The organism is Candidatus Thalassolituus haligoni (assembly GCF_041222825.1).
Taxonomy (GTDB): domain Bacteria; phylum Pseudomonadota; class Gammaproteobacteria; order Pseudomonadales; family Oceanobacteraceae; genus Oceanobacter; species Oceanobacter antarcticus.
Map to the genome: position 1 here is coordinate 2,838,405 of NZ_CP139482.1, position 22,370 is coordinate 2,860,774.

20 protein-coding genes and 1 pseudogene are annotated in these 22,370 nt (G+C 52.6%); 13 read left to right on the top strand and 8 right to left on the bottom strand.

The window, feature by feature from the left end; genetic code table 11:
- The first annotated feature begins 31 nt into the window (after window positions 1-31).
- The 4 genes and pseudogenes from SOJ49_RS12610 to SOJ49_RS12625 all read left to right on the top strand — a co-directional run bounded on the left by SOJ49_RS12610 (window position 32) and on the right by SOJ49_RS12625 (window position 4,673).
- Window positions 32-1,417, top strand: a complete 1,386-nt coding sequence (locus SOJ49_RS12610; RefSeq protein ID WP_369854856.1) for a CmpA/NrtA family ABC transporter substrate-binding protein — start codon at window positions 32-34, stop codon at window positions 1,415-1,417.
- Between the two features lie 124 nt (window positions 1,418-1,541).
- Window positions 1,542-2,546: an ABC transporter permease gene (locus SOJ49_RS12615; protein ID WP_369854857.1), complete on the top strand. Its 1,005-nt coding sequence runs from the start codon at window positions 1,542-1,544 to the stop codon at window positions 2,544-2,546.
- Between the two features lie 30 nt (window positions 2,547-2,576).
- A pseudogene (locus SOJ49_RS12620) lies at window positions 2,577-3,416 on the top strand (ABC transporter ATP-binding protein).
- Between the two features lie 123 nt (window positions 3,417-3,539).
- Window positions 3,540-4,673 carry a hypothetical protein gene (locus SOJ49_RS12625; protein WP_369854858.1) on the top strand — a complete coding sequence of 378 codons (1,134 nt, stop codon included), beginning with the start codon at window positions 3,540-3,542 and terminating at the stop codon, window positions 4,671-4,673.
- 153 nt (window positions 4,674-4,826) lie between these two features.
- Here SOJ49_RS12625 and SOJ49_RS12630 read toward each other — a convergent pair whose 3' ends face one another.
- Both SOJ49_RS12630 and SOJ49_RS12635 read right to left on the bottom strand, forming a co-directional pair.
- A complete protein-coding gene (locus SOJ49_RS12630) occupies window positions 4,827-6,593 on the bottom strand; it encodes a protein kinase (RefSeq protein WP_369854859.1) in 1,767 nt (588 codons plus the stop codon).
- A 160-nt stretch (window positions 6,594-6,753) separates the two neighbouring features.
- Window positions 6,754-8,220, bottom strand: a complete 1,467-nt coding sequence (locus SOJ49_RS12635) for a NarK family nitrate/nitrite MFS transporter (RefSeq protein WP_369854860.1) — start codon at window positions 8,218-8,220, stop codon at window positions 6,754-6,756.
- 800 nt (window positions 8,221-9,020) lie between these two features.
- On the opposite strand from SOJ49_RS12635, the gene SOJ49_RS12640 reads away from it, so the two are divergent.
- A complete protein-coding gene (locus SOJ49_RS12640) occupies window positions 9,021-10,328 on the top strand; it encodes an NAD(P)/FAD-dependent oxidoreductase (protein ID WP_369854861.1) in 1,308 nt (435 codons plus the stop codon).
- A 126-nt stretch (window positions 10,329-10,454) separates the two neighbouring features.
- Here SOJ49_RS12640 and SOJ49_RS12645 read toward each other — a convergent pair whose 3' ends face one another.
- From SOJ49_RS12645 to yaaA, 4 genes are all read right to left on the bottom strand, one after another.
- Window positions 10,455-10,673, bottom strand: a complete 219-nt coding sequence (locus SOJ49_RS12645; RefSeq protein ID WP_369854862.1) for a Nif11-like leader peptide family natural product precursor — start codon at window positions 10,671-10,673, stop codon at window positions 10,455-10,457.
- 437 nt (window positions 10,674-11,110) lie between these two features.
- Complete coding sequence (locus SOJ49_RS12650) at window positions 11,111-12,166, bottom strand: porin (protein ID WP_369854863.1); 1,056 nt, start codon at window positions 12,164-12,166, stop codon at window positions 11,111-11,113.
- A gap of 628 nt (window positions 12,167-12,794) precedes the next feature.
- Window positions 12,795-13,373, bottom strand: a complete 579-nt coding sequence (locus tag SOJ49_RS12655; RefSeq protein WP_369854864.1) for a YajG family lipoprotein — start codon at window positions 13,371-13,373, stop codon at window positions 12,795-12,797.
- Window positions 13,374-13,383: 10 nt separating this feature from the next.
- A complete protein-coding gene (gene yaaA, locus SOJ49_RS12660; RefSeq protein WP_369854865.1) occupies window positions 13,384-14,172 on the bottom strand; it encodes a peroxide stress protein YaaA in 789 nt (262 codons plus the stop codon).
- Between the two features lie 405 nt (window positions 14,173-14,577).
- Here yaaA and purE point away from each other — a divergent pair, with 405 nt between their 5' ends.
- From purE to SOJ49_RS12680, 4 genes are all read left to right on the top strand, one after another.
- Complete coding sequence (purE, locus tag SOJ49_RS12665; protein ID WP_369854866.1) at window positions 14,578-15,072, top strand: 5-(carboxyamino)imidazole ribonucleotide mutase; 495 nt, start codon at window positions 14,578-14,580, stop codon at window positions 15,070-15,072.
- A 115-nt stretch (window positions 15,073-15,187) separates the two neighbouring features.
- On the top strand, window positions 15,188-16,258 hold the full coding sequence (locus tag SOJ49_RS12670) for a 5-(carboxyamino)imidazole ribonucleotide synthase (RefSeq protein WP_369854867.1): 1,071 nt from the start codon (window positions 15,188-15,190) through the stop codon (window positions 16,256-16,258).
- Between the two features lie 12 nt (window positions 16,259-16,270).
- Window positions 16,271-16,825: a DUF2058 domain-containing protein gene (locus SOJ49_RS12675; RefSeq protein WP_369854868.1), complete on the top strand. Its 555-nt coding sequence runs from the start codon at window positions 16,271-16,273 to the stop codon at window positions 16,823-16,825.
- A 105-nt stretch (window positions 16,826-16,930) separates the two neighbouring features.
- On the top strand, window positions 16,931-17,251 hold the full coding sequence (locus SOJ49_RS12680) for a heavy metal-binding domain-containing protein (protein WP_369854869.1): 321 nt from the start codon (window positions 16,931-16,933) through the stop codon (window positions 17,249-17,251).
- 73 nt (window positions 17,252-17,324) lie between these two features.
- Here SOJ49_RS12680 and SOJ49_RS12685 read toward each other — a convergent pair whose 3' ends face one another.
- Complete coding sequence (locus SOJ49_RS12685) at window positions 17,325-18,089, bottom strand: sulfite exporter TauE/SafE family protein (protein ID WP_369854870.1); 765 nt, start codon at window positions 18,087-18,089, stop codon at window positions 17,325-17,327.
- 70 nt (window positions 18,090-18,159) lie between these two features.
- Between SOJ49_RS12685 and SOJ49_RS12690 the strand changes: the two genes are divergently transcribed.
- Entirely contained in the window at window positions 18,160-18,402 is a 243-nt protein-coding gene (locus SOJ49_RS12690; RefSeq protein WP_369854871.1) for a glutaredoxin family protein, read from the top strand.
- Here the strand turns inward: SOJ49_RS12690 and SOJ49_RS12695 are convergent.
- Window positions 18,377-19,021: a riboflavin synthase subunit alpha gene (locus SOJ49_RS12695; protein WP_369854872.1), complete on the bottom strand. Its 645-nt coding sequence runs from the start codon at window positions 19,019-19,021 to the stop codon at window positions 18,377-18,379. The genes SOJ49_RS12690 and SOJ49_RS12695 overlap by 26 nt on opposite strands.
- 179 nt (window positions 19,022-19,200) lie before the next feature.
- Between SOJ49_RS12695 and SOJ49_RS12700 the strand changes: the two genes are divergently transcribed.
- From SOJ49_RS12700 to SOJ49_RS12710, 3 genes are all read left to right on the top strand, one after another.
- Window positions 19,201-20,361: a patatin-like phospholipase family protein gene (locus SOJ49_RS12700; RefSeq protein ID WP_369854873.1), complete on the top strand. Its 1,161-nt coding sequence runs from the start codon at window positions 19,201-19,203 to the stop codon at window positions 20,359-20,361.
- Window positions 20,342-21,079 (top strand): Sir2 family NAD+-dependent deacetylase, encoded by a 738-nt coding sequence (cobB, locus tag SOJ49_RS12705; RefSeq protein WP_369854874.1) that lies wholly within the window; start codon window positions 20,342-20,344, stop codon window positions 21,077-21,079. The genes SOJ49_RS12700 and cobB overlap by 20 nt, the downstream gene beginning before the upstream one ends.
- Before the next feature lie 157 nt (window positions 21,080-21,236).
- Complete coding sequence (locus tag SOJ49_RS12710; RefSeq protein ID WP_369854875.1) at window positions 21,237-22,370, top strand: efflux RND transporter periplasmic adaptor subunit; 1,134 nt, start codon at window positions 21,237-21,239, stop codon at window positions 22,368-22,370.

A 22,370-nucleotide genomic window follows, 5' to 3' on the forward strand; every position in this document is an offset into this window, starting at 1 on the left:
TTAAAAACCCGCTCCAGAGAGAGGAAGCATAATGCAAGGAATTAACCAACTGCGCCGGAAATTACTGACCAGCGCCGCCATTCTGGCAACTGGTCTGGTAACAATTGGTGCACCTGCAGCGCTGGCGAAAGAGTATCCTGAAAAAGAAGAACTCAAGTTTGGCTTTATCAAGCTGACTGACATGGCTCCTCTGGCCATTGCGTATGAAAAAGGCTATTTCGAAGACGAAGGCCTGTACGTCACTCTGGAAGCGCAAGCAAACTGGAAAGTACTGTTGGATCGCGTTATTGATGGCCAGCTCGACGGTGCACACATGTTGGCAGGCCAGCCTCTCGGTGCCACCATTGGTTTTGGTACCAAGGCCGACATCATCACCGCTTTCAGCATGGATCTGAATGGTAATGCCATTACCGTTTCCAACGACATCTGGAAGCAAATGAAGCCTTACGTGCCTATGGGTGCCGATGGCAAGCCAGTGCACCCGATCAAGGCAGATGCACTGAAGCCGGTCGTTGACAAGTACAAGGCGGAAGGCAAGCCGTTCAACATGGGTATGGTATTCCCGGTATCCACGCACAACTATGAGCTGCGTTACTGGCTGGCGGCTGGCGGCATTCACCCTGGCTACTATGCACCAGCCAAGGGCGATACCTCCGGTAAGATCAACGCCGATGCGCTGCTGTCTGTCACCCCGCCACCACAAATGCCATCCACCATGGAAGCTGGCACCATCTATGGTTACTGCGTGGGCGAACCCTGGAACCAGCAAGCCGTATTTAAAGGTATCGGCGTACCGGTGGTTACTGACTATGAAATCTGGAAAAACAACCCTGAAAAAGTCTTTGGTGTAAGCCAGCAATGGGCTGAAAAATACCCGATTACCCATAAAGCCGTGGTCAAGGCACTGATCCGTGCAGCAGCCTGGCTGGATGCGGACAACAACGCCAACCGTCCTGAAGCTGTAAAAATTCTCTCCAAATCTGACTATGTCGGCGCCGATTACGACGTTATCGCCAATTCCATGACCGGTACCTTTGAATACGAGAAAGGCGACAAGCGTGACGTGCCTGATTTCAACGTGTTCTTCCGTTACAACGCCACCTACCCGTACTACTCCGATGCTATCTGGTACCTGACCCAAATGCGTCGTTGGGGTCAGATTGCCGACGAGAAGCCAGACAGCTGGTATATGGACGTGGCCAAAAAAGTCTACCGTCCTGACATCTATGCCACAGCTGCCAAAGAGCTGATCAAGGAAGGCAAACTGAAAGCGGCTGACTTCCCTGACTTCGGCAAGGAAGACGGCTTCAAGGCACCACAAACCCAGTTCATCGATGGTATTACCTACGATGGCAAAGAACCTAATGCCTACTTGAAGAAATTCAAGATTGGTCTGAAAGGTGACGACACTATCTAACTATCCATAGATAGGTCTGATCAGTGTGCCTGCCAACGCCACAAGTGATGGCAGGCACACGACACATAGCGGGGAAGTTTCCCCGAAAGTCAGCAACTACCCCGCTACCCCGGAGATATAAAAAATGAATATTGCACTGTCGAACCTGCCGTGGCTTGAGCCCATCGTGAAAATCATACAGGGCGACAACATAAGCCAGAATGTCCAGATCATAGCCAAAGCCATTGGCGTACCGCTGGCAGGTATCCTGGTATTTTTGATGATCTGGCACGGAGCGGCCAGCAATATCGAAACCTCGCTGGGTAATTTCCCCGGCCCGGCCGATGTTTACGAACAAAGCAAAGGTCTGATTGCGGAACATTTTGCAGAGCGCGAAAAAGCCGAGGCCTTTTATGAGCGCCAGGATGAGCGCAATGCAGCCCGTATGGCGAACGACCCGGATTACGTACCCAAAATTCGTGATTACACAGGTAAAGCCACCTATTTCGATCAGATTCTAACCAGCCTGATCACCGTCCTGACCGGTTTTATTCTGGCATCGATTATCGCCATTCCACTGGGCATTCTGACCGGTCTTAGCTCAACGCTGAATGCCGCGTTCAACCCGATCATCCAGATATTCAAACCGGTATCGCCATTGGCCTGGTTACCACTGGTGACCATGGTTGTCAGCGCTGTGTATGTCTCTGATGATCCGACCGTACCCAAGTCGTTTATCAACTCCATGATCACGGTGATGTTGTGTTCCCTGTGGCCTACCCTGCTGAATACTTCCGTCGGTGTTGCCTCTATCTCACCGGATTTGCAAAACGTCAGCCAGGTACTGCGTCTGAACTTTATTACCCATGTCACCAAGATTGTACTGCCATCGGCCATTCCGATGATGTTCACCGGCTTGCGCCTGTCACTGGGGATTGCCTGGATGGTATTGATCGCAGCTGAAATGCTGGCCCAGAACCCAGGCCTCGGCAAGTTCGTCTGGGATGAGTTCCAGAACGGATCATCCGACTCCCTCGGCCGTATTATGGTTGCTGTTATCACCATTGGTCTGATTGGTTTTGCCCTCGACCGCCTCATGCTCAGCCTGCAAAAAGCAGTGTCCTGGGACAAATCCGCCAACGTACGCTAAGTCACGTCAATCGACACCGGAGAATTTATTATGAGCGTTATCCTTGACATCAGCCGCGTTGGTATCGAATTTCCAACCGCAAAAGGCTCATTCCGCGCCCTGATCGACGTGGATCTGAAAATCAAGCAGGGTGAATACATCTCCCTGATTGGTCACTCGGGCTGCGGCAAATCCACCGTACTGAATATCGTTGCGGGCTTGCTGCAAGCCACTGAAGGCGGCGTGATGCTGCACGGCCGTGAAGTCAACTAACCCGGCCCTGAACGTGCTGTTGTGTTCCAGAACCACTCTCTGTTGCCGTGGCTGACTGCTTATCAAAACGTTGAGCTGGCCGTCAAAACCGTCTTCAAGGGGAAAAAATCCAAAGCCGAGATGCGTGCCTGGATTGAACACAACCTTGAACTGGTGCACATGACCCACGCCATGCACAAACGCCCGGACGAAATTTCTGGTGGTATGAAGCAGCGGGTCGGTATTGCCCGTGCGCTGGCGATGGAACCAGACATTTTACTGATGGACGAGCCGTTCGGGGCGCTGGACGCCCTGACCCGTGCCCACCTGCAGGATTCCCTGATGGACATTCAGAAGGAACTGAATAACACCATCATCATGATCACCCACGACGTCGACGAGGCCGTTTTACTGTCGGATCGGATCGTGATGATGACCAATGGCCCATCGGCGACCATTGGCGAAATTCTGGAAATCGACCTAGAACGGCCACGTAACCGTCTGGAACTGGCCGATGACCCCCGTTATAACCACCTGAGACATCAGGTGCTGCAATTCCTGTACGAAAAACAAAAGAAGGTTGAAGACATCAGCCCGGCAAAGAAGAGCAAACCCGACGCTAACGAAAAAGTAGCGTAACACCCTATTTAATATCACAAACAAGGGGCGCAACCTCCGCCCCCTTTCTGGTGTTCACCAACACCGGACGGGGATCGGCTGGTCTGCAAAAAGCCTCCGGACGTCTATGAAGGAGAACGTTCCATGTACTATAAGTCTTTACTCGCCGTTGCTATTACTCTGGCTGCCACTCAATCCGGCATCGCCCAGGCATCCGTTGCCGAAGCCCTTGAAGACGGCAAAATGCTGGCGGATTTCCGTCTGCGTTATGAAACCAATGATACCGACGGCGGTACCAAAGCAGCCGAAGCCATTACTCTGCGCTCACGCCTTGGTTATGAAAGCGGTGTTTACAATGGCTTCAAGGTGTTGATTGAAAACGAAATGGTGCATGCCTTTCAGGATGAATACGCCGCGCTGACACCAGGATTTGATCCGGTAGCCGACCCAACCGGTAACGAAATCAACCGTGCCCAGATCAGCTACGCCAAGGACGACTTCGCGGCCGTTGTTGGTCGTCAGCGTATCATTCTGGATAACGCTCGTTTTGTGGGTAACGTTGGCTGGCGCCAGAATGAACAAACCTACGATGCCGTCAAACTGGATTACAAAACCGGTGATCTATCCCTGACCTACGCTTACCTTGATCAAGTCAACGGTATCCTGTTTCAGGAAGTAGACGTTACTGACCACCTGCTGAACGTTTCCTACAAGGTATCTGACGCGGTGAAACTGACCGGTTTCGGTTACTTCCTCAAGAACGATGATACCGATGCCAAAGACGACACCATCGGTGCCAGCATCAACGGCAAGGCCAGCAGCATCATGTACTCTGCTACCTACGCATCCCAGTCTACAGACAATAACGATGCCACCTACATGGCGCTGGAACTGGGTACCGCAATCTCGGCTGCCAAAGTCTTTGTGGGTCATGAAATACTCGGCAGCGACGATGGTGCCTACGGTTTCCAAACTTCATTAGCGACCAAGCACGCCTTTAACGGCTGGGCCGACAAGTTCTTGTCAACGCCTGCCTCTGGTCTGACCGATACCTATCTGAAAGCCGTTGGTATGTTCAAGGGCTACAAATTGCTGGGTATGTACCATGAGTTTGGTGCCGATGACGGCGGCGCCGATTTGGGCTCTGAACTCGACCTGCTGGTTGCCAAAAAAGTGGGCAAAACCACCACCGTCGGCATCAAGTCTGCGATGTATAGCAAAGGCGACACCGGTGCAGATACTGACAAACTGTGGATCTGGGCCGAAACCAAGTTCTGATCACAGCTCATAACCTGCACCAATTCTTGGCTGCACACGAATAAAAATAACAAAGTGCAGCACAGGTCAGCAGGGCGGAGTAAAGCAGCCGCTCGATTTATCGAGCGGCTGGGAGTTTCCCCACAATACTTGTGGAGAAACTCCATTCTAGCGTTACAGGCTCCCCGATCGAAACCACCACCACTGCAATAACAGCAATAGCACCAGCACACCGGTACTGACCTGCCAGAAGGATGTTGGCGCCCTTTCTATGAGCGGTTTGCGTTCATGACCCCGCAACAACTGCTCATTCGGTTTGTATAAATCGGCTTCAAATTCTGAAAAGCTGCCATAACGTTGGCTGGCCACCGGATGACAGGCTTTTTTCAAAGCCAGATCCAGCCATAGCGGTAAATCCGGACGATGCTCTCGCAAGGAAGAATAATGCCAGTCGGTCGCCGATTTGGCGCCACGTCGATGCAGTAACGGGATGTTATAAGGCAACTCGCCAGACAGCATCTGATACAAGGTTACCGCCAATGAATACTGATCACTGGCCGTTGTCGCCAGGCCATCAAGCCAGTATTCCGGGGCCATGTATTGAATATCCCCTTCCGGTCGTTGCTCAATCACACCAGAGTTCAGCTCCGTCAGACCTTTTACCGCAACTGCGCCATAATCGATGATTTTGATCTGCTCATCCGGCTGCACCAGAATATTTTCCGGCTTGATATCCCGATGCACCATGCCCCGCCGTTGCAACGCCCTTAAACCGGCAATCACGGGTTTGATCATGTTTCTTGCCGTGGCCAGATCCATCGCCGGGTGATCATAACTCCATTGCCGCAAGTCGACGCCCTCGAGCCATTCCGATACCAGGTAAACAAACTGGCTGTTCTCTTGCTGCGGCAGCATTTTCATCAGATTGGGATGATCGAGACGACAGCCAACCCATTGTTCACGGGCAAAGGATTCCAAGTATTGGTCATCATCTTCGAAGTTGATCGATGGAGCCTTGAGTACAAACAAATCTGCCGTAAAACGATCCCGAACCTGGTAAACGTGACTGCGGCTGTTGGCGTGTAATACCTTCAGTACTTCGTAACGATCCAGTTTCTGACCGGGTTCCAATACGGGAGGAATAACACGGGAACCGACTTCTCGGGTCAATTCGCCCAGTTCTTTTCGCGGCAGGCTGACAATCTGCACCACAACACAGGTAAGGTTATCTTCGCTCTTGTTCGCCAGCGCTTGTTGTATCAGCCGCTGACACGCTTGCTCCAGTTGATATTGACTGGCCTCTGGTGGCAAAGCGGCAATCCAGTCACGTAATGCTTCGGTTGGCAAATGCCCATGGACACCATCCGAGGTGAGCAGCAACACATCACCCGCCTTCAGTTCTCGCTGCAAATAGTCCACTTCGAGGTGACTATCCATACCCAGCGCTCGGGACAAATAGCGTCCTCCTTGCTGCACATGATCCCGAGTAACCTGCTCCAGGGAACCATCAGAGTAATGGTACAAACGACTGTCACCGACATGAAAAACATGTGCCGTTGATGACTTGACGATCACCCCGCTGAAGGTAGTCACCAGACCGTTATGGCGAGCCGATGCTTGCTGGCCATGATGGAACAGCCAGGCATTTAACGATGACATCACCTTGCTGACCGCACTTTTGACATCCCAACTTTCCGGTGTGCTGTAATAGTCCTGCAAAAAATGCGTCACACTGGTCACGCTGGCCTGCTGGGCATTGTCACTGCTGCTGACCCCATCGGCCAGGCAAATACCCACGCCCTTGTAACGGGTGACCGGCAAATCTGCCTGCCAGGCAGCAAAGGCATCCTGATTCTGCGGTTTGACGCCCTTGTCGGAACAACCACCAATACGCAAATCCAGCCGGTCAGATGGCGTTATCGCCGGTGTACTTGTCGGCATCTACCACCTCTCATCTGCTAAATACATTGGAAAACCAATAAAAAAGCACCCGGTAAACCGGGTGCTTTCAGGATAATAAAAAAGGGGGCTAACTGCTTCCGTCATCAGAAGGGGAGTTGAAGACGACAGAATAACAAGCCCCCAAAATCGAATGCCAGAATCAATTCACACTGATCATTTCAACCGTGCCATCTTCGTTCACTTCTGTCATATGGCCTTTGGGTTCTTTCATCGCTAACAGTGCGATAAAACCAATCACTGCAGTACCTGCGATAACCAAGAAGAAGGTCGAGTATTCAACCAGAGACAATACCGTCAGATAGGTAACCGCACCGACGTTGCCATACGCACCGGTCATACCGGCAATCTGACCGGTCAAACGGCGTTTGATCAGTGGCACCACAGCAAATACCGCCCCTTCACCCGACTGCACAAAGAAAGAGCACACCATCGCAGCCACCACTGCCAGCCATACTGGCCACTCGCTATCCACCATACCCATCACCAGATAACCCACCGCCAGACCAGCAGTCAGAATCAGCAGTGTTGGCTTGCGTCCGAACTTGTCTGACAACCAGCCGCCACCAGGGCGCGACATCAGGTTCATAAAGGCATAGGCAGACGCCACCATACCCGCCACCACAGGAGACAGGTCAAAGGTTTCAGCAAAGAACAAAGGCAACATGGACACGACAGCCAGTTCGGAACCAAAGGTCGCGAAGTAAAGAATGTTAAGTACTGCCACCTGCTTGAACTCGTAGCGGTGCAGTTCAGGCACTTCTTCAGTAAACACGGTTTTGTTCACTTTCCAGACGTGTGATACTTCATATATATACAGTAGAACCAGGCCGACATAGCACAACAGCACCGTGGTTTCTGACAGCATGCTCACACCGGCTGGCGACAGCTTCCAGGCCAGTAAAGCCATCGCGGCATACATTGGAATTTTCATAATCAGCAACAAAAAGAAATCGCCCTTGCTGGTGACTTCCATTGCTCCCATATGCTTGGGCTTGAAATAGGTAGAGCCTTTAGGGGTATCCGTAACGTTTTGGTAATAGACAAAACTGAACAGCAAGCTCATCAGGCCAGTCAGGCCAATCGCATAACGCCAGCCATCGTCACCACCAAACCACAAGGCGATCACCGGTAAACAAAAGGCAGCAGCAGCAGAACCGAAGTTACCCCAACCACCATAAATACCTTCTGCCGTACCCAATTCATTAGCCGGGAACCACTCACTGACGATACGAATACCAATAACAAAACCGGCACCGATAAAGCCCATCAAAAAACGGGCAATGGCCGCCTGGGCAAAATCATCCGCCATGGCGAACATAAAGCAGGGAATCGAACAGACCGCGAGCAAGGCCGAATATACAATACGAGGACCAAAACGATCGGTCAGCATACCGATAATAACCCGTGCCGGAATGGTCAGTGCCACGTTAAGAATCAATAACGTCTTGATTTCAGATGGCTGCAAACCCAGGCTGGCCGCCATAGCCTGCAACATGGGGGCATGGTTAAACCACACCAGAAAAGTGATGAAAAATGCCATCCAGCTGAGATGGAGGACTTTCATCTTGCCGGTAAACGACACCAGATTAAAACGTTCAGCGCTCATAACATGCTCTCTGATTCATAGTAAATACAGTCGCTCACGCTCCCCCCACCCGGTTTTAACCAGGATAACCAGGGATATACAACGAATTCAAAAAGACATGGATACAAGCAGAGGGGTTGTGGCGCAAAATATGCGAAAGAACAGGTACAAGATGTACCAATACTGCAGCAACGGCAACGACACATCAGGCGATCAATACGCCAAGCTGTCGATTAACTCTCTGACCAGATTTTTTGAATGCGCCGTTGCGTGAGTGCCAGGCAGCAACACTGCTACCTGACGGATGGCAAAGTTAAAGCAGAAATAGTGCCAACTATTAAAGCTGGTTAAAATAATTAGGTTCGATTTCGGTGCAAGAATCAACAAAAGGCCCAATAAATGGGCATTGCCTCATCAATTTGGCGGCACCTGCGTCTCGTTTCCTGGTGACAAAACGGCGTAAACCGCCCCCGACACCGTGAAATCATCAACCCATATCGCACCAAATTCAGGCAAAAAACAAACCAACAGTTCCAATAGTGTGCAAAAAGAAACAGGGTTACAACCCAGAAGCAAACGCCTGTTTTCCGCTGTCTGGCAGTACAAATCAGACATCCACAGGCCGATGGATCCGTCATTCCGTCATTACAGACGCATGGCATGAAACCTGCTTGATGATTACTACGTCGACGCCGCAGGTAACACCTGGCTGATCAAAGTGGATCACGGCCACCAAGTACTCCATCGACACACACATTCCCGATAGCAAAGGCGCTCCCAGGTTGACTGGTGAGCGCCTTTTTTTATGCGAAAAAAATGATATGAACAGCAACAGTCTAGTCGTCATTGGTAACGGTATGGCCTCCAACCGGGTACTGGAAGAACTGGGTAAAGACCATCCATTCGATGCCATTCATGTACTGAGTGACGAGCATCTTTCCCATTACAACCGCATTATGCTGTCACCACTATTGGCCGACGAAACCACACTGGATGCGATTACCCCACACGATGCCGACTGGTATCAACAGCGCCGCATTACAGTGCACCTGAATACCTCGGTGGCTCGCATCGATACCCGACAAAAAATCGTCGTGGCAGGCAATAACGAGCCGTTCAGCTACCACGCTTTGTTGATCGCCACTGGCTCCCGCTCCGCCATCCCTGCCATGCCGGGTACCGATAATGGCACCTTGCCAGACAACGTACTGGGGTTTCGTACCATGTCCGATGTCGATGCCATGCTGGCGGCACTGCCGACCCTCAAGCACGCCACCGTGATTGGTGCCGGACTGCTCGGAGTTGAAGCGGCTGTCGGCCTCAAAGCCCAGGGAGTAGATGTCACGCTGATGCACCGCAACCCGATCTTGATGAACCGTCAGCTGGATGCCACCGCTTCCGGTATTTTGCAACGCGAGCTGGAACAACGCGGTATCGACGTCCGCACCGGTGTATCACCACAAGGATTGAACCTGACGGGCAACAGCGCCACAGCCGTTCAATACCGCTTGCGCGGCGAACCAGCAGAAGCAGCAGTTAAAACCCTGAACACCGACCTGGTGGTCTTTGCCACCGGTATTCTTCCTAACCGCGAACTCGCCAGTGCTGCGGGTATAGAAACCCAGCGCGGGATCTGCGTTAACGAACGTATGGAAGCTTCGGCAGAGGATGTCTACTCACTGGGAGAATGCTGCGAATTTGAAGGATTGACATACGGCCTGGTTGCCCCGATCTGGGAGCAGGCCAAAGTAGTGGCTGCGGGTCTCTTGTCCATCAATGACCCATCAAGAAAAAGCCAGTTATCAGGCTATGCCGAACAGGAACATCTGACCAAACTCAAGGTGTCCGGCGTCGATATTCACAGCATGGGACAATTTGAACCGTCCGATAACGACCAGATTATCCAGCTTCAGGATCTGAAATCCGGGATCTATAAAAAACTGGTTATTCGTGAGCAACAGGTTGTCGGGGTACTGTGTGTGGGTGACGTACTGGACTCCAGCTGGTACTTCGACCTGCTCAGTCATAATGCTGACATCAGCGCCATTCGCACCAATCTGATTTTTGGCAAAGGTTATTGTGAAGACGACACCAGTAAAGCAGGAACCCAAGAAGACAACGCTGCCTGATATAGCTGAGGTGCGACAGGATGACAGCGGAGAAGCAAGATACCAAACAAAAATGTCCTGGTATCTTGCTGAACACTGAACACCCACCGAAGTAAAATCAGCATGCGGACAGATTTTTTCCGCCTGCTAAACCCTGAGCAGTGCCTTAACCAGCCGTTCCGACAGCTGATCTTCGGTAAACTGTGGTTCATTGGGTGGGTACAAGGAATCTTCCACCAACTCGAAACCGTTATCCCGAGCCAATGCAAACAGCTCTTTCATCTTCAGGCACGCTTTCAACTGCGCAGCCAGCTCTGCATCCTGACGTGCTTTTTCCGCGAAGGCTTTAACCACAGCAACAGACATTTGTTTACTTCCTATTCGATTTAGTTAATGACTATTACCCATCGCAAATATCGAACCAGCTCTCACCTCGTCATCAAACGCTGCACGGAAAATAAAATACCAATAAAAATCAAATACTTATAATTAAAAAATAAAAACATGACCAACCAAAATTCAAGAGCTGCCTGTTACTACTCCCACGTTGGCACAAACATTTTGTAGCCTTTACGACAAACATGACACGGCACTATCGGGCCAAACAGGCCAAACCATCGACGCAATAACAAGGTAACAAAAAATGTCGTAACAACGACAACGACGCTGAAAAATACCGAAAACAACGATGGAAAAAGGTTGAGAAAAAGCTTGGGGAAAAGACGCTTGCTGGGATAAATAGCCCAGGAGAAAACCAGCAGCCAAAAAGGACAGAAACGCGATGTTTCTGCCCCGGTAACCAATCAGAACTTCAGCACAATACCGGCAGAGACAGCCTGAGGGTCGTTGCCCGCCGTCGTTTTCAACTCATCATTCACACCACCGTCAACGCCCTGATAACGGGCATTGGCATCGTTCGCCGTACGGGTATAAACGGCATAGGTTTTCAGTACTTTGGACATCGAGCGCTCAACGCCCAAAGACGTCATAACGGCACCGGTATCGTCGCTGCCCTTGTAGCTCTCTGCTACAAATACACTGCCAATCCATTTGAACGAGCCGTCTTTTAATGCCAGCTGAGCTCCCCAGGCCTTACGATCCAGATCGCCAGATTTACGCAGGTTTTCAGCCAGCACTACCCCGCTCCAGTCCCCCTGCTTGTATTGGGTCGCCGCACGGGTGAGATGCATATTGGCGCTAGCACCATTTTTCCAGTAATCATGCGCCAGCGCTGCCACCAGACCGCCCTGCTTCCAGGTCACGCCCATGGCAGCAAATCCGGCATCGTTATTATCAACCGTGCCTTTACTGTCAGTGGCCTCTGCCGAATACTGCGCCGACAACGCGACCTTGCTGCGACCGCTCTCGACATAGTAGGTACCCAGCAGCATATTCGCGACGCGCTTGTCCGCTTTATTGCCAGACGTAGCACCAGCACCCATGATGGCGCGACGATCGGCTACGGTATCACCCAGCATCGCCAATCCCCCCACAGACTTCGCCAGGGTATCGTGGTAACCCGCCTTCACTTCCCAGCGGGTAACGCCTTTTTCCAACCCTCTCAGTCCCAGATACGAGTTACGCGTGGCGAAGGTATCACCATCATGGCCATCCAGATTGATTGTTTGTTCCAGTTGATAAAAGGCCACCAAGTCATCAACTCCTGTCGGTATTTCTCCCTTGAAACCAATACGCGACGAGTTGGAAGACAAACTGACATCGCCATCTGACAGACCACTGCCATTGTCGACCTCACTTGCGTCAACACCGGAGTCCATATAGCTCAACGCCAGGTGAAACTTGCCATACACTTCGAGGCTGCTTTCAGACACATCAACAGCATAGACATTTTGAGACATAAAAAAACAACAGGCTGATACAGTCGTTGCTTGGAAAAGGAATTTCATAGAAGGGAGGTTCCAGATTTACTCGAGGGGCCGTAACGGATTTAGTTATCAAGAGAAACCAGACCAGTATCTTCAGGACACTCAGTCGTGCTACAGAACCAGCCTTGCCTGACGGGTCTGTACCCTGACAGCGAATGACAAACGCAAGTAACCTTGACCAGTAACACACCCAAGCACGTCATTGATCACAAGATCAGCCATTCTTCAGATTGGTGGTCGATTTCTCAGGGGCGGCATTGTCATCCAAAAGACATAAATATGAAATATTTATGCAATCAATTTGTCATAAAAAGAGACTTCTTGACTTTTCTGCAGCCAATCACGGACACGATTGCCGTTCAGCGGCCCGGATGGTGACAATGGCATAAGAAGGGAAAAATAAAGCCAGGTGGGCGGAGAATGAAAAGACAAGATAACAGCGAAAACCGCAAGACACTGACACGGGTACCGGATCATGCGCTGGTAATATTCAACCAGCCAGTCCCGTCAGAGAATAAATACACTGTCATTTCCAGATGCCAGCCAGGCTACATCGACCTGATAGCTGACCGGCACTGGTATCATGACAGCCGCTACCGAATTACCGGGTAACACCCAACGCTGCCAGCAACTCCTTATCCGAGAAGATATGTCCCCATACCTTGTCGAGGGCTTCGTTCACCCACTCCTGGTTATAACTGGCGACCGGCGCAGCCACCACAGAACGGCTCTCGTTAAGTTGGTAAGGTTTGCTGAACTGACGTGGGCCATCAATGACGGTAACACTCAGTTTCAGATCAAATGAACATTTCGAGACGATCACGCCTTCGTTACACTCATACTTGAACGTATTGATATCAAGCTGGAATTTCAGTGGATCCAACGTACTGCTGCCACCAAACCCCAGCTCTGCCAACGTGGTTTTCAAACGTTTGGTCAGTGTTTCATACAGTGCGATATCCGCCATCAGCGGCGAATTTTCTGGTAAACGACCACCCCGATAGCCAATCAGGTCATCATCAACGCCCCGGTCGTCCAGCACCCGCACCAGAGCATTACGGTCGGCACTGAGCTGGCCACTGCCAACGTCACTGCGGTCGTTCAGTTCAATCACCTGAGGCGACAGCACACAGCCACTCAAGCCTGCGACCAACGCCGCAACACACATTATTCTTGTCATTCCAAACATCTTACTTCTCCGGCAGGTCGGCTTCGCGACGATTAAAAACCCAGGTATTGCCCTGGGAGTCTTGCGGGCTGTAACGGTATCCGGCCATATCAAATGCCTTTAGTTCGGCGGCATGGTCGATACGATGATTGATCAGATAACGAGTCATCAATCCTCGGGCTTTTTTGGCATAAAAACTGATAATTTTGAACTGGCCGTTCTTTTCGTCTTTAAAGACCGGTGTGATCAGTTCCGCATTCAGTTTTTTGCTTTGTACCGATTTGAAATATTCGTTCGACGCCAGATTAACCACCACCTGACTGCGGTGCTCGGCCAGCTCACCGTTGAGGGCATCGGTGATACGTCCACCCCAGAATTCGTACAGATCCTTGCCCCGGCTATTCTTCAGTCTGGTGCCCATTTCCAACCGATAAGGAGCCATCAGATCCAGCGGTTTGAGCATACCGTACAAGCCACTCAACATACGGATATGCTGCTGGGCAAAGTCGAGATCATCCTGCGACAAGGTTTCAGCTGCCAGCCCGGTGTAGACGTCGCCTTTGAAGGCTAAAAACGCCTGTTTGGCATTGGCTTCCGACAGAGGCAGAGACCAGCTGGAATAACGTTCCACGTTTAATTCCGCCAGCTTGCTACTCAGCCCCATAAGACCACTGATTTCTTCCGCAGAGTACATTCGCAACACATCAATCAGCTCAGCCGACTCGTCCAGAAAGCCCGCTTGGCTGGTACGCCGAGTGGTCGCAGGGGTTTCGTAGTCGAGCGTCTTGGCCGGCGATAATAACGTCAACATGGCGTAAGCATATCCATCTAAATAAGCAGAGCGGACGATAATACCGGCGCAACCGCTGCAACCCAAGCATTCACGATGGCTGCGAGCGGCAGTTTTTTCGATCCATATAATAGCATTCCACTATAAGACCCTGCTGTTTGTTAGTTTTTCACCCGACTGTTCACAAATCCACCGTGTGCTACAATCCGCCGCTTTCCTGAACATCGGCCATGCCAGACGCCGTTGTCTGTACCGCCTGATGTGTTTGCCCTTGTGCATCCACGCCGGGGTCCCGAGTCAACGATGGCCCAGCCTGAGCAACTGCTTATACAGGCATGGCTTCTATTCCAGTCTGGCAGGCGTTAACCGGAACCAACGCGCACTCGCAGCGGCTCCACACGGTAAGAAAGCAAGAGGGTTTACCCAATGACAGTACAGGTTGGCATCATCATGGGATCCAAGAGTGATTGGCCCACCATGCAACACGCCGCCGAGATGCTTGATTCTCTGGGCGTTGCCTATGAAGTCAAAGTGGTGTCTGCACACCGTACGCCGGATTTGCTGTTTGATTACGCCAAAACCGCCCAGGCACGGGGCCTCAAGGTACTGATTGCCGGTGCTGGCGGTGCTGCTCACCTGCCGGGTATGGCAGCGTCGCAGACGTCTTTGCCAGTACTTGGCGTGCCGGTCAAATCCCGCGCCCTGAATGGCCTCGATTCATTGCTGTCCATTGTGCAGATGCCCGGTGGTATTGCCGTTGGCACCTTGGCGATTGGCGATGCCGGAGCCAAAAACGCCGGCTTGCTGGCTGCCCAGATTCTCGCCACCAGTGATCACGAGCTGCTCAAGCGTGTGGATGCGTTCCGCGCCCAACAGACGGAAACCATCCTCTCCGAGCCAGACCCGCGAGACGCGTTCTGAGCGAGCAGGTAAACTCTCCGATTATTCGGTTATAAATCCCGTGAAAGCGGCCACTTAATGGCCGCTTTTATTGTTTGAAAGCACGCGATATTCGCCAGACCAAGGTAGCAAATTTATGAACATCGGCATTCTGGGCAACGGCCAGCTGGGCCAGATGCTGGCCGCCAGCATCTCCGACCTGAGCGACATTCAGGTCAGTCTCTATGACTTGCGCGCCCACTCCGACGCAACACTGCAGACATTTATTGCATCGGTCGATTTAATCTCATACGAGACCGAGAATATCCCGGCCGCCATCGTCAGTCAGCTCGAAAGCTGTGCCGACAAGCTGTTCCCCGGCCTGGATGCACTCAAAACCTTTCAGAATCGTTTGCTGGAAAAAAACGCCCTGCGTGCGGCTGGCATAACCACGGCGGAATTCGCAGCGGTCAACTCTCTCGATGACCTGAAAGCCGCCATTACCACGCTGGGTTTACCGATTGTATTAAAGACCACCACCGAAGGTTACGACGGCAAAGGCCAGTATGTGCTCCGCAGCGCCGCAGACGCGGAACCGGCCTGGGCAAGCATTGGCAATCGCGAGCTGATCGCCGAAGCCTTTGTGCCTTTTACACGGGAAACGTCCGTCATCGCCAGTCGAGACCGGGACGGCAACCTGGTGATCTGGCCAATGACCGAAAACGTTCACCACGACGGTATTTTGCGCTATTCACTCTACCCGGCTGCCGACGTCAGTGACGCCAAAACAGAGCAGGCCCAACAGTATATTCGTCAGCTGGCAGACAGCCTTGATTACGTCGGCACCCTCACACTGGAACTGTTTGACACCGATACCGGACTGGTTGCCAACGAAGTCGCTCCCCGAGTTCACAACTCCGGGCACTGGTCGATTGAAGGTGCCGCAACCAGCCAGTTCCGCAACCATATGCTGGCTGTCGCCGGTAAACCGCTGGGAAGTACTCACTCCCGTTACCCCGCCGTTGCCATGCTCAACGTGATCAGCGACGAAGCACCCACCGAGGCTGCCACGGGTCTCACGAATGCCTTTGTCCATTCCTACGGCAAAGAAGCCCGACCAGCCCGTAAACTCGGACACGTCACGGTGGTAGCCAACAGCACCACCGAGCGCGACAATATCATCACGCAACTGGCCGGGCTGATGCCTGCCGGTGTGTGGCAGCACTAACAGGGAATCTCCATGGCCAAGTCACTGCAAGAACAAATGCTGGAAATGGGTCTGGTTAACCAGAAAAAAGCCAAAAAAAATGCCAAGGAGCTGAAAAAGTCCGCGCACCTGAAGCGCACCGGTAGCGAAGATGCACCGGAAGACACCCAGGCCAGCGCCGAAGCATCACGCAAGGCCAAGATGGAACGGGATCGCGAACTGAACCGCCAGAAAGAAGCCGAAGCCCAACAAAAAGCCATCTCGGCCCAGATTCGCCAGTTGATCCAGACCAATACCGTCGAGTGCGATGGCGATATCAAATACAACTTCCTGCACGACAAGAAGGTCAAGCAGATGTACGTCAATCAGGCAGTCTGGGATCGACTCAGCCGTGGCCAGCTGGCGATTATCCTGTTCGAGCAAACCCGCCAGGGCCCTACCTACAAAGTGGTGCCATTACAGGTGGCGGAGAAAATCCGCCAACGGGCAGCCGATCACTACATTCTGATTGCAGAATCCGCTGGCGAAGAAATGGACGAAGATGATCCATACGCCGCCTACCAGATTCCTGACGATCTGATGTGGTAAAGGTGGTAATAGCGGCGCAGTGTTTATGAGTGATCAACAAGCCTTTTGAGTCGATTATTAACACCCTGATGTTTATAGCTATGTATGCCCTACAGGAATTGAATCATGTACATCACCACCACCCCGAATATCGAAGGCAAAACCATTACCTCCTATCGCGGCATCGTGGCCGGAGAAACCGTACTCGGCGCAAACATCTTCAAGGATCTGTTTGCCGGTATTCGCGACATTGTCGGTGGCCGCTCCGCTACCTATGAAAAGGAGCTGCAAAAAGCCCGTGATATTGCCTTGCAAGAACTGCAACAACGCGCTGCCGAGCTGGGAGCCAACGCGGTGGTTGGCGTTGATATCGACTATGAAGTCATGGGTAAAACCAACGGCATGCTGATGGTTTCTGCCAGCGGCACGGCAGTGGTGGTTGAATAATCACCAGCGATAGTCTGACTTGTCCGTAACACTCTCCATCCAGAAGCCAACCGGAGCGTGTTACCGGCAGGTATCAGAGCCAGTCACCCAGCAGCAACTTGACGGCCACCACCAGCGTGACCCCTTCGTACAGACGTTTGATGGTGCGATTACCCGCCTTGATCGACGAATTCGCACCCAGATAACCACCAATAACAGAACCCAGCAACAATGCTGGCAGCCAGCTCCACTGCACCTCCGCTACCGTTCCCATAGTGATTGCTCCCGCTCCATTCCAGCCGAGACCAACCGCCACCAGCGTATGCGCCACCGCACGTTTGTATTCCAGCCCGAACCAGTACACCAGCCACAAGGTCACAAACAGGCCACTGCCCGCCGACAAGGCACCGTTCATAATGCCGATCAGCAGCAAACCCAACGCTCCCAGCACCATACCGGGGATATCGCGATGACGTAACTCCGCTGCCATGCCCAGCTGGGGTTTGAACATCGAATAAGCCGACAACGATAACATCAGCACTGCCAGTGCGATTTCTGCCGGGCGATCGGCAATGCCGAGAATCAACAGCGCACCGCCGACAACACCAGGAACACCTGCCACTACCACCAGCGCCAGCAACCAGGGTTGAAGGTGCCCTTCCCGCAGGTGCCGACCTGTCGCCCCCACTCCCAATGCGACCGTCGCCACCTTGTGGGTCGCCAGTGCCAATGGAAACGGCAACCCCAGAAAGATCAGCATGGGGAGTTGAATCAAGCCTGCCCCACCACCCGCAAGCGCCGAAAACCAGTTGGCGACCACCGCCAGTACCAGCAGAATAACGTGTTCAATATAATCCATGGGTAATACACTGTCAGAGAGTAACGCAAATGCCTACCGTCATTTGCCTTGAACAGACCAGAGGAATGTTATGACATACGCGCTTTACTACTACGATAGCTGCCCGTTTTGCCAGATGGTGCTGCGCACCCTGCCGGGTTTGAATGTGGATGTTGAGAAATGCAATGTGCAGAAAAATCCGGCCTACCGGAAGCAACAACAGCAAGCCACCGGCCGCACCACGGTTCCCTGCCTGCTCATCACCAGTGAACAGGGCAAGGAAGAATGGATGTTCGAGTCAGCCGACATTATGACTTACCTGCAGTCCCTGTAAGCTGGCTCAATACCGCTGGATCCGCCAGCATCCGGGTCACGGTATCCACCACTGCCTGGGTTTGCGGATCCACTTCCAGATTAATGGCATCCCCCACAGCGACCGAGCCAAAGGTGGTGACCTCTCGGGTCTCTGGTATCAGATGCACCGAAAACCGGTCGCCTGCCACTTCCGCAATGGTCAGGCTACAGCCATTCAGCGCGACATAGCCCTTGTCCAGCAAGTAAGGTAACAATGCCGCCGGACGCTCAAACCAGAGCACCAGATTATTGACCGATTCCCGCCGTTCCAGAATACGTACCTGGGCCATGACATGGCCAGACAACAAGTGGCCACCGATTTCATCACCGATACGGGCGGCACGCTCAATATTCACCTCATCTCCGGCGGTCACGCTGCCAAGATTGGTAACGGCCAATGTCTGGCCAATCGCATCAAAACTGACAGCGGCACCATCCAGTGCCCGTACCGTCAGACAAGTACCGTTTAACGCAACCGATGCACCGGTTTGCAGGCCCTGTCGTAACGCTTCCGGAAACAGCAGCGTAAACGTGGCAAAATCCTGCTGTTTATCGACCTGGGCAACGGCCAGCCGGGTTTGAACAATTCCAGTAAACATAAGGCTCTCCTCAAATTTGCCAGAACATTATGCACTATACTCTGGCTTTACCGGTACGCATGCGGGGCAGCCTCTTACGCATGTAAGGGAGTAAAAAGAATCACAGCAACCATCGCACCCCTGTCATCCGCACATGTCAGGGTTAAAAAAAATGGTTTACGCCTGCACAGGGGAACGGCATGAAGGTACAGAGGACTGGTCTGATATTGTCCGGCGGCGGTGCTCGGGCAGCGTATCAGGTGGGCGTACTCAAGGCAGTACACGAAATTTTGCCCCGAGGTCACTACAACCCGTTTGATATTATTTCCGGTACATCCGCAGGCGCAATCAACGGTATTGCACTGGCCAGTTACGCTGAAGATTATCGCCGTGGTATTCGTCACCTGGAACGCATCTGGCGTCATTTCACTTGCGACCAGATTTACCGCACCGATTTTTGGGGGATATCCCACTCCCTTGCCCGTATGAGTCGCAGCCTGATTATTGGCCGGGGCTACAAAAATGATCCGGTTTCGCTGCTCGACAATGAACCGTTACGGGAGCTGCTCAACGAAGTCGTCAACTTCACCAGCATCCAGAAGGCCATCGATGACAACTACCTCTACGCCGTCGCCGTCAACTGCTCGGGCATCGATAGTGGTGAGTCCACCAGCTTTTTTGCAGGACACCCGGATATTCAGGACTGGCAACGCCAACGTCGTGTCGGAGTACGTACCCGCCTGAGCTGTGACCACCTGCTGGCATCATCAGCCATTCCCATGATCTTTCCCGCCGTGTTTCTCGGCGACCAGTATTATGCCGATGGCGCCGTACGACAGCTGGCCCCTATTAGCCCGGCGTTACACATGGGGGCAGAGAAAATAATGGTGATCGGCGTCAGCGCCATTGCCCACCGTAACAAGCCGGACATACCGGACGACATCTACCCCGCACCGGCCAAAATGATGGGCCATATGCTCAACGCTGCCTTTCTCGACAGCATGGAAACCGATATCGAACGTCTGTTGCGTATTAACCAGACCTTGCAACACATACCTAAATCCGTACGACAGCACTACGACATGGAACTACGGCCGGTACAGCTGCTCGATATCAGCCCCAGTGTCTCGCTCGACACACTGGCAGGAGAACACGCCCACGAGATGCCCAAGGCACTCAGAATGGTGCTCAACAGCCGCGGCAACAATCGCGGTAACGGCTCAGGTATTCTCAGTTATTTACTGTTTTCCGAGGGTTACTGCCGACGGCTGATTCAGTTAGGATTTGACGACGCCATGACCAAGCGCGCCGACATTCGCGACTTTTTCAGAGACCACTTTGATGACAGCCAACTCAACTGATCGCCGGTTTGTCAACCGGCCACCACAACGTATCGTGGTACTGACCGGAGCCGGCATTTCTGCCGAATCTGGTGTCCGTACCTTTCGCGATAATGACGGCCTGTGGGAAAACCACCGCCTGGAGGATGTCGCCACCCCCGAAGCCTTCGAACGTGACGCCGAACTGGTACAGCGCTTCTACAACGCCCGCCGGGCGCAACTGAACGAAGTACAACCAAATCCTGCTCATATCGCACTGGCCGAATTTGAACAGCGCTATAACGGCGACTTTTTACTGGTAACCCAAAACGTTGATGACCTCCACGAACGGGCTGGCAGCCAACACCTGTTGCATATGCACGGTGAACTGAAACGCGTACGCTGCACCCGCACCGAGCAGCTGTACGACATGGATACCGACATCACCGCGACGACCTGCTGCGCATGCTGCAATGCTCCCAACCTGCGTCCACACATCGTCTGGTTTGGTGAGATGCCACTGTTTATGGATGACATATTTCACGCCCTGGAGCAATGCGACCTGTTTATCAGTATCGGTACTTCCGGTCATGTCTACCCGGCGGCCGGTTTTGTCGAAGTGGCTGCCAATGCCGGAGCTCATACCATCGAAATCAACCTGGAACCCAGCCGTATCAAGGATAATTTTGCCGAGCATCTGTATGGCAAAGCGGGAGATGTCTTGCCCGGTTACCTGCAATCCCTGCTTGATGGTGAATAGTCGCGACAGACCCTGATCTTGCAAGCTTCAGTCTTGTATAAAGCCTCGGTATAGTTTACAAAATGTTAAATAAAATCCATCTCAGGGTCGGAGTGATCGGCCTGGATGTTTATCGGATGAACGGCGGATTATTTCCGTTTTAATTGAAAGGTGTTTCATGACGATTTCAGCCTGTATTGCACTTGCTTCATCAGGATCCAACCGACTTACCAGGGTATTATTGTGTATTCCGTTGTTTGGGCTGCTGGCAGCCTGCTCTGACGGCAACAGCAGCAGTGAAAAGACTGCAACAGTCGCCCGCCCCGGTGAAATTTATCAGGTCGTCAGTAGTAAAGACGCCCTGCTACGCCGTTTTCCCGGCCAGGTAGAGGCTTCCGATGAGGTCTCTCTGGCCTTCCGGGTTCCCGGAGAATTACTGGAATTGCCCGCCCAGGCAGGCAAACGGGTCAAGGCAGGAGAAGTCCTGGCGCGACTTGATCCTGCTGATTACCAGTTGCAACTGGACGAGCGTCAGGCCCGTTTCAACCTGGCCAATTCACAGTTTGAGCGTATCGAAAACCTGTTCCAGCAACGTCAGGTATCCAAAGCCCAATACGATCAGTCCAAAGCTGAGCTGGATATCAGTAAAGCGGCTCTTGGGGCAGCCCGCAGCAATGTTAGCTACACCACGCTGAAAGCACCGTTTGCCGGAGTGATCGCCGAAGTCTATGTTGACAACCATCAGTCTATGGCAGCAGGCACGCCCTTACTGAAATTGCAGGCTCGCGGCCAGCTGGTTGTCAGTATCCAGGTGCCGGAACAGCTGATGATTCAGCTCAGCCAATCCGGCAGCAGTTATCATCCAGATGTGGAATTTGATGCCCTGCCTGGCCAACGCTTCAAGGCGACCTACAAGGAGCATAATACCCAAGCCGATCCGGCGACTGGCAGCTATCGCTTGCTGGTCACTTTGCCTAAACCCGCCGACCTCAATCCACTCCCTGGTATGTCTGCCAGTGTCTACGCCGACCTGAACCAGATACTGGCCGTCAACGACAGCAATGTGCTGGTGCCCGCCCAAGCCATATTTCAGCAGGCAAAGCAGGCGACAGGCAGCAAGCAAGGCATGGTATGGCGGCTAAACGAACAGAATGAACTGGTTGCCCAGGCGGTTGAAACCGGCCGACTGACCCAGGAAGGCCTTGAAATTGTGGCCGGTCTCAAACCTGGTGACCGGATTTTGGCAGCGGGAGTACACCAGGCCCGCGAAGGCATGGTGATCCGCCCATGGATTCAGGAACAAGGTCTCTGA